Raw genomic sequence first — 12513 nt, forward strand, 5'->3', positions numbered from 1 at the left:
TCGTTGTGGTGACCGACGACGCCGCGCGCGGCCGGGGGCTGCGCGCCGGTGACCTGGTGCGGCAGTCCTGGGCGAGCCTGGGTGGCAAGGGCGGCGGCAAGCCGGACGTGGCCCAGGGCGGCGGGGGGGGCCCACAGCTGGTGCCGGCGGTGTTTGCCAGGCTGCGGGGGCTGGTGGCCGAGCACGCCTCGCGGTGAGCGGCTCGGGCTCCCGGCCCGGGGTGCGGATCGGGGTCGACGTCGGCTCGGTGCGGGTCGGGGTCGCCGCTAGCGACCCCGGCGGCGTGCTCGCGGTTCCGGTGACTACCCTGGCCAGGGATAGACGGGGCAATGCGGACATCGATCGGCTTGTCCTCATCGTCCGGGAGCGGCAGGCTGTAGAGGTCGTGGTCGGCCTGCCCAGACAGATGTCCGGGCAGGAAGGCCGGGCGGTCCGGCTGGTGCGGCAGTACGCCGAGGTACTCGCCGAGCGGATCGCACCCGTCCCCGTGCGTTTTGTGGACGAGCGGCTCACCACGGTTGCGGCTCATCGCAGGATGGCCGAGCGTGGCGTTCGTTCGCGTGCCCGCCGGAGTCTCGTGGATCAGGAGGCAGCCGTGCAGATCCTGCAGCACGACCTGGACAGCCGCCGGGGGAGCGGCGCGCCTGGCGCGATCGGGTGTGCCGCCCCGGTCACGGGTCCGGACGGCGTGGTCCGGGCTCCGGGAGACGACCCCCGGGCCCCGGGCGGTGCCGTCCCGCCGTCGGGCGAGAGGTGACCGGCGGCGACCTCGACGAGATACTCGACGAGGACCCCTACTCGCGTCGCCGTCGGGCCCGCCAGCGCGATGATCGTTACCTGGATGATCGTTACTCGGCTGATCGCTACGCCGACGATCAGTACCCGGACGACCGTGCCGGGGTCGACTGGGACCACCGCGCCTGGGACGACGGCGGCGGCTGGGACGAGCCCGATCCCGATGGCGGCCGGCGCGGTCGCGCGCTGCCGAAGCTCATCGCGGTGCTCGTCGTGGTCGCCGCCCTGCTGGGACTGGGGATCTACGGGGTGGGGAAGGTCGTCGGGCACATCTCGACGGGCGAGCCCGCCGACTACTCCGGCTCCGGCGAGGGCATCGCGGTGGTCCAGATCCCGGCCGGGGCGAGCACTCGCGAGATCGCCGGGGAGCTGCACGACGCGAACGTGACCGCGAGTGTCGCCGCGTTTGTCAAGGCCGCCGCCGCGAACCCGAAGTCGCTGGGCATCCAGCCGGGCACCTACCGTCTGCACACCAGGATGAGCGCCGCCGCGGCGCTCGAGGCCCTGCTCGACCCGGCCTCGTCCGCGCCGTTCAAGTTCGTCATCAAGGAGGGCATGACCGTCCGTGAGGTTCTCACGGCACTGCATGAACGCCTCCCGGGCACGTCGATGGCAGACCTGGAGGCGATCGCGAAGAACCCCACCCAGCTGGGCCTGCCGTCCTACGCGCCGCCGAACCTGCTGGAGGGCTATCTTTTCCCGTCCACCTACGACCTCGTGCCCGGGGCCACGCCCGAGCAGCTGCTGCGCTCCTTCGTCGACCGCTTCAAGCGGGAGACCGCGGCGATCGATCTGGAGGGCAGGGCCGCCGCGATCGGGGTCCTGCCGAAGGACATCGTCACCATCGCCTCGATCATCGAGAAGGAGGTGGCCAACCGCGACGAGGGTCCGAAGGTGGCCCGGGTGATCTACAATCGGCTCAAGGACACGTCGGGGAGATTCGGCCGGCTCGACATGGACTCGACCACTCGCTACGCCACGGACGGGTACGAGGGGCCGTTGACCAGGGAACAACTCTCTCAGAACAACCCGTACAACACACGGGCCGTGAAAGGGTTGCCGCCGGGCGCAATCTCCAACCCCGGCGTCTGGGCGCTGCGGTCGGCGCTGGAACCGGCCGACGGATCGTGGTTTTATTTCGTCTCCATGCCGCAGAGCAAGGTGACGGTCTTCGCCACCACGGAGCGGGAGTGGGAGCAGGCAGAGGCCCAGTACCGGCGTGAAGGGGGCCGTGAGTAGTGCGAGGGAAGCCGCGAGCATGAGGCCGCGAGCATGAGGAGGGCCCGGTAGTGCCGGAGATCGTTCCCGTCGGCACGGCCCCGGCCCGCAGCCGGCCCCCTGAGTGCCATCGTCGGCCCGTGGAACCGTCGGCGACCGTCGCGGCTACCGCGTCGTCGTCGAGCCCCGCCCGCGCCGCCGTGCTCGGGGCACCGGTGGGCCATTCGCTCTCCCCGGTGCTGCATGCCGCCGCCTACGCCAGGCTCGGTCTCGCGGTGACGTACACCGCCGTGCACTGCGACGAGACCGGGCTCGCCGCGATACTCACCCGGGTCCGCACGGATCCGGACTGGGTCGGGCTGTCCCTGACCATGCCGCTCAAGACCGTCGCGCTCGACCTGCTCGACGAGGTGGACGCGACGGCGGCGGTCATCGGCGCCGTCAACACGGTCGTCGTTGGGCCCGCCGGTCGGTTGCGTGGCTACAACACCGACGTGGACGGCATCAGCATGGCGCTGCGCCGGGTGATGCGCGGCGCGGTCCCGTGCCAGCCGCTCGTACTCGGTGCCGGTGGCACGGCCCGCGCCGCGGTCGCGGCGGTCGCCGCGGCGGGCTGCACCCGCCTCGGCGTCGTCGCCCGCCGGCCCGCCGCCGAGGCGGAGGTGACGGAGATCGGGTCGCGGCTGGGCGTCGAGGTCACCGCGCTGCCCTGGGATCTGCTGGCCGCCGGCCTGCCGGCCGGCCCGGATCTGGTCATCTCCACCACGCCCGCCGGCGCGACCGACGGGCTCGCCACCAGACCGTGGTCGCCAGCCTGTCAGCTCGTAGAACTGCTCTATCATCCCTGGCCCACGGCGCTGGCCGCCGCGGCCTACCGGGCCGGTGCCCGGGTCGCAGGTGGCCTGGAGATCCTCGCCGCCCAGGCCGTGGGGCAGGTCGAGCATTTCACCGGGCAGGTGGTTCCCGCCAGCGTTCTGCTGGCCGCGGGCCAGGCCGCGCTGGACGAGCGGGCGCAGGCGGACAGGCCCCCGGCGGTGCCGGCGGTGGAGGTCGGCGTGCCGGCCGGCCATGGTTTCGCGGGGAGTGGTCCCCGCGGCCGCGGCGGACCTGCCGGCGGATAGCGGTGCCGGGAGTGGTGCCGGGCGGCGCGCTCAGCGTGTTGATCGCCCTTCCGGCGCTCGCCGCCCTGCCGTTCGGTCGCCGGGTCGTGGCCGGCGTGCCGGCAGTGCCCGGGGAGGCCCCGCACCGGGAGGTGCCCGGGGCGGTGGCGCTCGGTGCCGTGACGGTGCTGGTCGCCACGGCCGTGACCGTCGCCCTGCACGATCATCCGAGCTGGTTGCCGGCCTATGTGTACCTGGCGGTCGTCGGGGTCTGGCTGGCCGTGATCGATCTTCGGGTGCACCGCCTGCCCGACCATCTGGTACTGCCGTCCTATCCGGTGCTTGCCGGGCTGTTCGGCCTCGCCGCGCTGGTCACCGCCGAGCCCGACCGTCTGCTGCGCGCCGGGGTGGCGGCCGCCGCCGTCTGGATGATCTTCCTGGGGGTGCATTGCCTGCCGAGGGCGGGACTTGGGCGCGGCGACGTCAAGGTGTCCGGCCTGCTGGGCGGTGCGCTCGGCTGGCTCGGCTGGCCGAGTGTGGTGTTCGGGCTGTTCGCCGGCGTCGTCCTCGGGGGGCTCTGGGCAAGCGCGCTGCTGGTGGCGGGCCGGGTCGGCCGGCATGACCGCATCGCCTACGGTCCCTTTCTGCTTGCCGGGACGCTGCTCGCCGTCCTCGGCCGCACCGGCTGATCCCGGTTATTCTACTTGATCCATATTATTTTGTTTAATCCCAATCGTCCTATTTAATCCTGATAGTTCCGTTTGATTCCGGTCGTCCTGCCTGATCGCGGTCGTGACCTGGGCGGTGAGCGTGAAAGACTGGAGCCATGGTGCGTTGGCTGACGGCGGGGGAGTCTCATGGTCCCGCCCTGGTGGCGACGGTCGAGGGGCTGCCCGCCGGGATCCGGATAACCAGTTCCGACATCTCCGCCGAGCTGGCCCGCCGCCGGCTCGGGCACGGTCGCGGCGCGCGGATGAGCTTCGAGCGTGACGAGGTCGAGCTGCTCGGCGGAGTCCGCCACGGCGTCACTCTCGGCGGCCCGGTCAGCGTGGTCGTCCGCAACACCGAGTGGCCCAAGTGGGAGCGGGTCATGTCGCCCGACCCGGTCGATCCGGCGGCGCTGGCGGGCCTGAGCCGCGCAGCCCCGCTGACCCGGCCCCGGCCCGGCCACGCCGATCTCGCCGGCATGCAGAAGTACGGGTTCGACGACGCCCGGCCCGTGCTGGAGCGCGCCAGCGCCCGGGAGACCGCCGCGCGGGTCGCGCTCGGCACCGCGGCCAAGGCGCTGCTGCGGCAGGCATACGGCATCGAGGTGATCTCGCACGTCGTCGCGATCGGCGCGGTCGAGGTGCCCCCGGGGGTGCCCGCCCCGACGTCGCTGGCGGCGGTGGATGCGGACCCGGTCCGCTGTGCCGACCAGGCGACCAGCGTGCGGATGGTCGCCGAGATCGACGCAGCCCACGCCGACGCGGACACCCTCGGCGGCATCGTCGAGGTGCTGGCGTATGGCTGCCCGCCCGGGCTCGGCAGCTACGTGCACGGCGACCGGCGCCTCGACGCCCGGATCGCGGGCGAGCTGATGGGCATTCAGGCGATCAAGGGCGTTGAGTTCGGGGACGGTTTCACCACCGCGCGGCGGCGGGGTTCCGTGGCGCACGACGAGATCGAGCCGGCCGGTGCCGGCGGCCGGCGGGTGCGGCGGGCGACTGCCCGGGCCGGCGGGGTCGAGGGCGGCATGACCACGGGCGAGCCGTTGCGCGTGCGGGTGGCGATGAAGCCGATCTCCTCGCTGACCAGGCCGTTGTCCACGGTGGACGTGTCCACTGGCGAGGCGGCGGTCGCGATCAACCAGCGGTCCGACGTGTGCGCGGTGCCCGCGGCCGGGGTGGTGACGGAGGCGATGGTCGCCCTCGTGCTCGCCGGCGCGGCGCTGGAGAAGTTCGGGGGGGACTCGGTGGAGGAGACCCGGCGCAATTACGAGGGGTACCTGAAGTCCCTGGTCATCCGCTGATCGGCGGCGGGAATCGGCAGGCGGCGAAGACAGAGGATCATCGTGGGGGAGCCGGCGACGGACGCGTGGGCGGGGCCGATGGCCTGGACGGGGCCGATGGTGGTGCTGGTCGGAGCGCCCGGAGCGGGGAAGACGACGGTGGGCACCCAGCTGGCGCGGCGGTGGGGGGTGGGTTTCCGCGACACCGACGCCGACATCGAGGCGGCGCTCGGCACCACCGTCGCGGACATCTTTCTCGATCATGGTGAGGAGTACTTCCGGCTGGCCGAGCGCCGGGCGGTGGCGGCCGCGCTCGCGGATCATCGGGGGGTCCTGGCCCTTGGCGGGGGAGCGGTGCTCGACGCTGAGACCCGGACCCTGCTGGCCGGGCACCGGGTCGTCTATCTTGAGGTGGGAGTTTCCGACGCGGTGCGGCGGGTGGGCCTCGCCCGGGACCGTCCACTGCTGGTCGAGGGGCCCCGCACGCGGCTCGCCGCCCTGCTCAGGGCACGCCGGCCGCTCTACGCCGAGGTGGCGACGGTGGTCATCGACACCGCGGGGCACGAGCCGGACGAGGTGACCGACCAGGTGGCGGCGGCACTGGGCCCGCTGCTCACGGCGGGCAGCGGACCGGGCGAGGCGGCGGACGCCGCAGGGGGCAGACGGTGAGTATGCAGGTGAAGGCCTCCGACATCGTGCGGATCCCGGTACGGCCGGGCGGCGGGCGTCCCTACGACGTCGTGCTCGGGGCGGGCCTGCTCGGCGAGCTCGCCGAGGCCGTCGCCGGGCGGACCCGCGCCGCGGTGATCCATCCCGGGGCGTTGCGGGCCACCGCGGACGCCGTCGTCGCCGACCTGCGGGAGAACGCGGGCGTGGAGGCGCACGCCATCGAGGTGCCCGGCGGCGAGGAGGCCAAGCAGCTGCGGATCGCCGGCTTCTGCTGGGACGTGCTCGGCCGGATCGGCTTCACCCGGGACGACGTGGTGATCGGCCTCGGCGGCGGCACCGTGACGGACCTGGCCGGGTTCGTCGCCGCGAGCTGGCTGCGCGGGGTGGACGTCGTCCAGGTGCCGACCACCGTGCTCGGCATGGTCGACGCGGCGGTCGGCGGGAAGACCGGCATCGACATCGACGCGGGCAAGAACCTGGTCGGGGCGTTCCACCAGCCGCTCGGCGTGCTGTGCGATCTGGCGGCGCTGGAGTCCCTGCCGGCCGTCGAGGTACGCGCCGGGCTCGCCGAGGTCGTCAAGACCGGTTTCATCGCCGACGCGGCGATCATCGATCTGCTCGACGCCGATCCGACCGGCACCGCGCATCTGCCCGAGCTGATCGAGCGGTCCATCCGGGTCAAGGCCGAGGTGGTCTCCGGCGATCCGCGGGAGGACGGCCGGCGGGAGATCCTCAACTATGGTCACACCCTCGGTCATGCCATCGAGAAGGTCGAGCACTTCAGCTGGCGGCACGGCGCGGCGATCTCGGTGGGCATGGTGTTCGCGGCGGAGCTGTCCCGGCTTGTCGTCGGCCTCGACGATGCCACCGCCGACCGGCACCGCGAGCTGCTGACCCGCATCGGCCTGCCGGTGACCTACCGGGGCGACCGGTGGGCGGCGCTGCTCGACGCGATGCGGGTCGACAAGAAGGCGCGGGGACGGCGGATGCGTTTCGTCGGCCTCGAGGCGCAGGGCCGCACCGTCATCCTGGACAATCCGGATGCTGGCCTGCTGATCGCGGCGTTCACCACCGTCGCCGAGGATCGGTAGACTCGTCGCGGCGGTTTGTAGGATCGCCGCCACGTCCGCGCCCGGTGTCCGCGCCCGGTGGCGGGTCCGGAAGCGGCCTGAGGATGGGGAAGCGGCCTGGGATGGCTGGGATGGCCTGGGGAGCCTGGGGAGAGAGCACCGCGGTCCTCGCACGAGGGTCCGGGTAACGACCACACCCGCCGTCGGCGTACGGCGATGGAAACGGAGAACGCGCGCAGTGGCGACCACCAACGACCTGAAGAACGGCATGACGCTCGACATCGACGGGGTGTTGTGGAACGTCGTCGGCTTCCAGCATGTCAAGCCGGGTAAGGGTGGGGCGTTCGTCCGCACGACCCTGAAGAACGTGCTCACCGGGAAAGTCGTCGACCGCACCTTCAACGCCGGGGTCAAGGTCGACGTCGCGACCGTCGACCGCCGCGAGATGACCTACCTCTACCGGGACGGTGCCGATTTCGTCTTCATGGACAGCGAGTCCTACGATCAGATCCCGATCCCGCCGGATGTCGTCGGCGGGACGGCCGACTACATGCTGGAGAACACCGTGGCCACCGTCGCGCTGCACGACGGCGCCCCGCTCTACGTCGAACTGCCGGCCAGCGTCGAGCTGACCATTTCGCAGACCGACCCGGGGGTGCAGGGCGATCGCTCGACCGGCGGGACGAAGCCGGCCACCCTGGAGACGGGCGCCACCATCAACGTGCCGCTGTTCATCACCAGCGGGGAAAAGGTCAAGGTCGACACGCGTGACGGCCGGTACCTGGGCCGGGTGACGAGCTGAGCGCCAGGTCCAAGGCCCGTAAACGGGCACTGGACATCCTCTACGAAGCGGACGTGCGCGCGAGCGCCGTGCCGGAGATCCTCGCTGCCCGGCTGGCCCAGTCCGATCCACCGGTGTCGGAATACGCCGTCGAGCTGGTCGAGGGGGTCATCGAGCACCGCGGGGAGATCGACGAGCGGATCGTCCGGTACGCCGAGGGTTGGATGTTGGAGCGGATGCCGCCGGTCGACCGCAACATTCTGCGGATCGCCGTGCTGGAACTGCTCTGGCGTCCCGACGTCCCGGATCGGGTCGCCATCGACGAAGCCGTGGAACTGGCGAAGAACCTCTCCACCCACCGGTCGCCGGCGTTCGTCAACGGGCTGCTCGCGAGTCTGGTCGAGGGGAAGAGCCCGGCCACCACGGCCGAGTCGACCGGACGAGGATCGGCGGTGGATTCCATTCCCGGCCAGCCGTCGTAGCGGCGGTCTACCGGGGTTACCCGGTTGCCGGGTTGCCCGGTTACCCTGCTGCCAGGTTACCGGGAGGGAACCGGGATCGGCATTCCCGGTACGTCGCCCAGGCGACGTACCGGGTCCTTCCCCGGATACGTGTGCCGCGGGTGGCGCGGATGCGAGCCGGCGGACTGTGGTACCGGTACCGCGGTACCGGTACCACAGTACCGGAGCGAGGCTAGACGTCGGTCGCCGCGGCGTCCGCGCCCTGCTCCGGAGACAGCACGCCCCAAGAGACGAGCTGCTCGGTGAGCTTGCTCGGCGAGGTGTCGTAGATCACCGCGAGCGAGCGCAGGTCCTCGTACCGGATCGAGAGCGCTCGGCCGTTGTAGTCGCCGCGCTGGCTCTGAATGGTCGCCGCGTACCGGGCGAGCGGACCGCCCTGCTCCTTGGGAACCTGGGAGAGACGCTCGAGGTCGAGGACGATCCGGGGAGACTGCTCCAGCGGAGCGACGGTGGAACCCTCGGGAAGAAGCTCCCCCACCGGAACGCCGTAGAATTCCGCGAGCTCGGAGAGGCGCTGCACGGTGACGGCGCGGTCCCCACGTTCGTAGGAACCCACGACGACGGCTTTCCACCGACCGTGCGACTTCTCTTCGACGCCATGAAGCGAGAGCCCCTGCTGGGTGCGTATCGCGCGCAGCCGAGCACCGAGCGCCTTCGCATAGTCGGACATCGGAGTGCCCACTCCTGTCGTGGTCGATCAGTTGGAACCGGGGCTCGTGCCGCCGGCGGTTACCGATAGTAGTGCCCGCCGGGTTGACGCTCGACACCCGGGGGGGTCGTGTCGCCTCTTTCTTTGTACCACTTTCTGTAGCCCTCTGGTTGCGCCCTATGCCTGAGCGGTGGGAACTTCCGGGTGCCGTCACCGCTGTGGCGACGGCGTCGAACCCAGTGACAAGTAGTGACAACATGATGCTGCGTGGTTGGCGCGGCAATAACGTCCCGCGCTGTCCGGACCGGTGGGCGACCCGTCGTCGCGCTGGGCGCCAGGGGCGGTCGGCGTCCGGAGGCGAGACCCTCACACGTCCTGAGGGCCCTGGTAACGTCGCTGGGACCACTCCTTTAAGGACCGTCCCGTGAGGCGGGGAAGGAGGGATGCCGCGTGGCTCCGGCTGCCGCGAGCGACCCCGCATCGCGCCGTCCCGGCACCGCCCGGGCAGTACTGTCCGCAGACGACATCACCCGGATCGTCAGCCGGATGGCGCATCAGATTCTCGAGAAGACCTCCGGTGGCGCCGGGGTCGTCCTGCTCGGAGTACCCACCCGAGGGGTACCTCTCGCGCACCGGCTGGCACAGCGGGTGCAGGCCGTCGAGGGGGTGCGTCTCCCGGTTGGCTCCCTCGACCCGACCATGTACCGCGACGATCTGCGACTGCGCGGCGTGCGTCCCCTCGAGGTGACCGACATTCCCGAGGGTGGTGTCGACAGTCGTGTGGTGATCCTCGTCGACGACGTCCTCTACTCCGGGCGCACGGTGCGGGCGGCGCTGGACGCCCTGGCCGCCTACGGCCGGCCGCGTGCCGTCCAGCTCGCGGTCCTGATCGACCGGGGCCATCGCGAGCTGCCGATCCGCGCCGACTACGTCGGGAAGAACATGCCGACCTCGCGCCGGGAGTCGGTGGCCGTCCGGCTGCGGGAGATTGACGGCGCCGACGGCGTACTGATCCTCTCGGCCGCCGGGGGGGACGTCGCCGACGGCGCGCTTCCCGGGAACCAGCCATGATCGGGGGGAGTGCCGTGCGGGGAGCACGAGCCGGGTTCGGGGGACGGGTGTGAACCGCCATCTCCTCTCGACCGAGGATCTCTACCGGGACGACGCGCTGCTGGTGCTGGACACCGCTGAACGGATGGCGCGGGTCGCCGAGGCGTCGGTGCGCAAACTGCCGACCCTGCGGGGCCGCACCGTCGTCAACCTGTTCTTCGAAGACTCCACCCGCACCCGCACGTCCTTCGAGGTAGCCGCCAAGAGACTGTCGGCCGATGTGATCAATTTTTCGGCGCGCGGGTCAAGCGTGTCGAAGGGCGAAAGCCTGAAGGACACGGCGCAGACCCTCGAGGCGATGGGCGCCGACGCCGTGGTCTGCCGGCATGCCGCGAGCGGCGCGCCGCACCGACTGGCCTCCTGGGTGCGCGGCAGCGTGGTGAACGCGGGAGACGGCACCCACGAGCACCCGACCCAGGCCCTGCTCGACGCCTTCACCATGCGCCGCCGGCTCGGCCGGATCGACGGCCTCGCCGTCACCATCGTCGGCGACGTGCTGCATTCCCGGGTAGCGCGATCGAACGTGTGGCTGCTCGCCACGCTGGGCGCGACGGTGACCGTCGTGGCCCCGCCGACGTTGTTGCCCCTCGGGATCTCCTCGTGGCCGGTCGAGGTGTCGTACGACCTCGACGCCGTGCTGCCCAAGAGCGACGTGGTGATGATGCTGCGGGTCCAGCGGGAGCGGATGTCCGCGGCCTTCTTCCCGACCGAACGGGAGTACAGCCGGCGCTACGGGCTGGATGCCGACCGGGCGGAGATGTTGCCCGGCCACGCCCTGGTGATGCATCCCGGCCCGATGGTACGCGGGATGGAGATCGCCTCCCGGGTCGCCGACTCCGCCCGGTCGACAGTCGTGGAACAGGTTGCGAACGGGGTGAGCGTGCGGATGGCCGTGCTGTACCTGCTGCTGGGTGGTTCCGGGGAGGTCTCATGACGACGCCCGCGGCGGAGACGCCGGGAGAGACGCCGGTGGGGACGCCGACGGGGACCTCCTGGGTCCTGCGGCGGGTCCGCCCGCTCGGCGGGGACCCTGTCGACGTCGTCCTCGCGGGCGGGGTGGTGGCCGCCTGGCGACCGGCCGGCTCCACGCACGCCGGGGCCGGGGGACTGCCCGCCGGCACCACCGTGCTGGGCACGGACGGGCTGATCCTGCTCCCCGGCCTGGTCGACCTGCACACTCACCTGCGGGAACCCGGCCGGGAGGACGCCGAGACGGTCGCCTCCGGCACCCGCGCCGCGGCCCTCGGTGGCTACACCACCGTGTTCGCGATGGCGAACACCAATCCGGTCGCCGACACCGCGGGGGTCGTCGAGCAGGTGTGGCGGCTCGGCCTGGATGCGGGTCACTGCGACGTCCGGCCGGTCGGCGCGGTCACCGTCGGGCTTGCCGGCGAGCGACTCGCCGAACTCGGCGCCATGGCCTCCTCCGCGGCGGGCGTGCGGGTCTTCTCCGACGACGGGCACTGCGTGTCGGACGCGCTGCTCATGCGCCGGGCGCTGGAGTACGTCAAGGCGTTCGACGGGGTGATCGCCCAGCATGCGCAGGAACCGCGACTGACCGAGAACGCCCAGATGAACGAGGGCACGGTGGCCGCCCGGCTGGGGCTGCCGGGGTGGCCCGCGGTCGCCGAGGAGGCGATCATCGCCCGGGACGCGCTGCTGGCCGGGCACGTCGGCTCCCGGCTGCACGTCTGTCACGTCTCCACCGCCGGATCGGTGGAGATCATCCGGTGGGCCAAGGCGAAGGGCTGGAACGTCACCGCCGAGGTGACCCCGCACCACCTGCTGCTCACCGACGACCTGGTCTGCTCGTTCGACCCGGTCTACAAGGTCAACCCGCCGCTGCGCACCGCCGCCGACGTCGCCGCGCTGCGCGCCGGGCTCGCCGACGGCACGATCGACTGCGTCGCCACCGACCACGCCCCGCACGCGCTGGAGGACAAGGAGACGGAGTGGGCCGCCGCGCGTCCCGGCATGCTCGGTCTCGAGACGGCGCTGTCGGTGGTCATCGAGACGATGGTCATCCCGGGCCGGTTGGACTGGGCCGGGGTCGCCGAGCGGATGGCACTGGCCCCGGCGAGGATCGGTGGCCTGCCGCGAACCGCGACCGAGGTGTGGAGTTCCATAGCAGTGGGCGCGCCCGCGACCGTCACCCTGCTCGACCCGGCGCCGTGGCGGATGGTCGAGCCGGACGCGCTCGCCAGCCGCAGCCGCAACACGCCCTATGCGGGCCGGTCGCTGCCGGGAACGATCCGCGCCACGTTCCTGCGGGGACGGCCCACCGTGTTCGACGGGAAGATCGTATGATTGTTTCGCGCGCCGCATCCCTGCAGGCTGCCGGGCCCGCCGTCGCCTTGGACCGGGCGCCGGACCGCCTGGGGCTGCACCTGCTTCTCCTGCTCGGTCTGTTGCTGGTGTTCGTCGCGGTGGTCGGTTCGATGCGACGGGCGTGGCGCAACCGGGCCGAGCGTCAGGAGGAGGACCTTCCCGAGCTGCCCGTCCCGCCGGCGGAACCGGGCACGGTGTTCGCCGCTCCGCTGCGCGGGATGTACCTCGGCACCGTCGACGCCGGGCACTGGCTGGAATGGATCGCCGCCCGCGGGCTGGGCG

General features: G+C 71.9%; 15 protein-coding genes. 14 read left to right on the forward strand and 1 reads right to left on the reverse strand.

All coding sequences use genetic code 11. The annotated features are described in order from the left end of the window. The 10 genes from ACY5KJ_RS10865 to nusB form a co-directional block, all read left to right on the forward strand. A partial coding sequence (locus tag ACY5KJ_RS10865; RefSeq protein WP_462203291.1) for a DHHA1 domain-containing protein occupies positions 1 to 197 on the forward strand: 197 nt, incomplete at its 5' end. Further along, entirely contained in the window at positions 194 to 757 is a 564-nt protein-coding gene (gene ruvX, locus ACY5KJ_RS10870; RefSeq protein WP_462186052.1) for a Holliday junction resolvase RuvX, read from the forward strand. The genes ACY5KJ_RS10865 and ruvX, both read left to right, overlap by 4 nt. Beyond that, a complete protein-coding gene (gene mltG / locus ACY5KJ_RS10875) occupies positions 754 to 2034 on the forward strand; it encodes an endolytic transglycosylase MltG (protein ID WP_462186053.1) in 1281 nt (426 codons plus the stop codon). Before ruvX ends, mltG begins: the two co-directional genes overlap by 4 nt. Positions 2035 to 2153: 119 nt before the next feature. After that, positions 2154 to 3134 (forward strand): shikimate dehydrogenase, encoded by a 981-nt coding sequence (locus ACY5KJ_RS10880; RefSeq protein ID WP_462203292.1) that lies wholly within the window; start codon positions 2154 to 2156, stop codon positions 3132 to 3134. A 2-nt stretch (positions 3135 to 3136) separates the two neighbouring features. Further along, positions 3137 to 3802: a prepilin peptidase gene (locus ACY5KJ_RS10885; RefSeq protein WP_462186055.1), complete on the forward strand. Its 666-nt coding sequence runs from the start codon at positions 3137 to 3139 to the stop codon at positions 3800 to 3802. Positions 3803 to 3939: 137 nt separating this feature from the next. Next, on the forward strand, positions 3940 to 5124 hold the full coding sequence (gene aroC, locus ACY5KJ_RS10890; protein ID WP_462203293.1) for a chorismate synthase: 1185 nt from the start codon (positions 3940 to 3942) through the stop codon (positions 5122 to 5124). 42 nt (positions 5125 to 5166) lie between these two features. Beyond that, the gene (locus ACY5KJ_RS10895; RefSeq protein WP_462186058.1) at positions 5167 to 5772 is read left to right on the forward strand and encodes a shikimate kinase; all 606 of its coding nucleotides are present in this window, start codon (positions 5167 to 5169) and stop codon (positions 5770 to 5772) included. Positions 5773 to 5774: 2 nt separating this feature from the next. Further along, positions 5775 to 6863 carry a 3-dehydroquinate synthase gene (gene aroB / locus ACY5KJ_RS10900; RefSeq protein WP_462186077.1) on the forward strand — a complete coding sequence of 363 codons (1089 nt, stop codon included), beginning with the start codon at positions 5775 to 5777 and terminating at the stop codon, positions 6861 to 6863. A gap of 217 nt (positions 6864 to 7080) precedes the next feature. Next, positions 7081 to 7644: an elongation factor P gene (gene efp / locus ACY5KJ_RS10905; protein WP_011437591.1), complete on the forward strand. Its 564-nt coding sequence runs from the start codon at positions 7081 to 7083 to the stop codon at positions 7642 to 7644. Beyond that, a complete protein-coding gene (nusB, locus tag ACY5KJ_RS10910) occupies positions 7641 to 8105 on the forward strand; it encodes a transcription antitermination factor NusB (RefSeq protein ID WP_462186078.1) in 465 nt (154 codons plus the stop codon). Before efp ends, nusB begins: the two co-directional genes overlap by 4 nt. 211 nt (positions 8106 to 8316) lie before the next feature. Here the strand turns inward: nusB and bldD are convergent, their stop codons facing one another. After that, positions 8317 to 8814: a transcriptional regulator BldD gene (gene bldD, locus ACY5KJ_RS10915; protein WP_462186059.1), complete on the reverse strand. Its 498-nt coding sequence runs from the start codon at positions 8812 to 8814 to the stop codon at positions 8317 to 8319. A 429-nt stretch (positions 8815 to 9243) separates the two neighbouring features. Between bldD and pyrR the strand changes: the two genes are divergently transcribed. From pyrR to ACY5KJ_RS10935, 4 genes are all read left to right on the forward strand, one after another. Further along, on the forward strand, positions 9244 to 9864 hold the full coding sequence (gene pyrR, locus ACY5KJ_RS10920) for a bifunctional pyr operon transcriptional regulator/uracil phosphoribosyltransferase PyrR (protein ID WP_462186060.1): 621 nt from the start codon (positions 9244 to 9246) through the stop codon (positions 9862 to 9864). Positions 9865 to 9913: 49 nt separating this feature from the next. Next, positions 9914 to 10837 (forward strand): aspartate carbamoyltransferase catalytic subunit, encoded by a 924-nt coding sequence (locus tag ACY5KJ_RS10925; protein ID WP_462186061.1) that lies wholly within the window; start codon positions 9914 to 9916, stop codon positions 10835 to 10837. Continuing rightward, positions 10834 to 12210: a dihydroorotase gene (locus ACY5KJ_RS10930; RefSeq protein WP_462186062.1), complete on the forward strand. Its 1377-nt coding sequence runs from the start codon at positions 10834 to 10836 to the stop codon at positions 12208 to 12210. Before ACY5KJ_RS10925 ends, ACY5KJ_RS10930 begins: the two co-directional genes overlap by 4 nt. After that, on the forward strand, positions 12207 to 12513 hold a 307-nt coding region (locus ACY5KJ_RS10935), incomplete at its 3' end, for a PH-like domain-containing protein (RefSeq protein WP_462203294.1). The genes ACY5KJ_RS10930 and ACY5KJ_RS10935, both read left to right, overlap by 4 nt.

The sequence above is a fragment of the Frankia sp. CcWB3 genome (assembly GCF_977927595.1).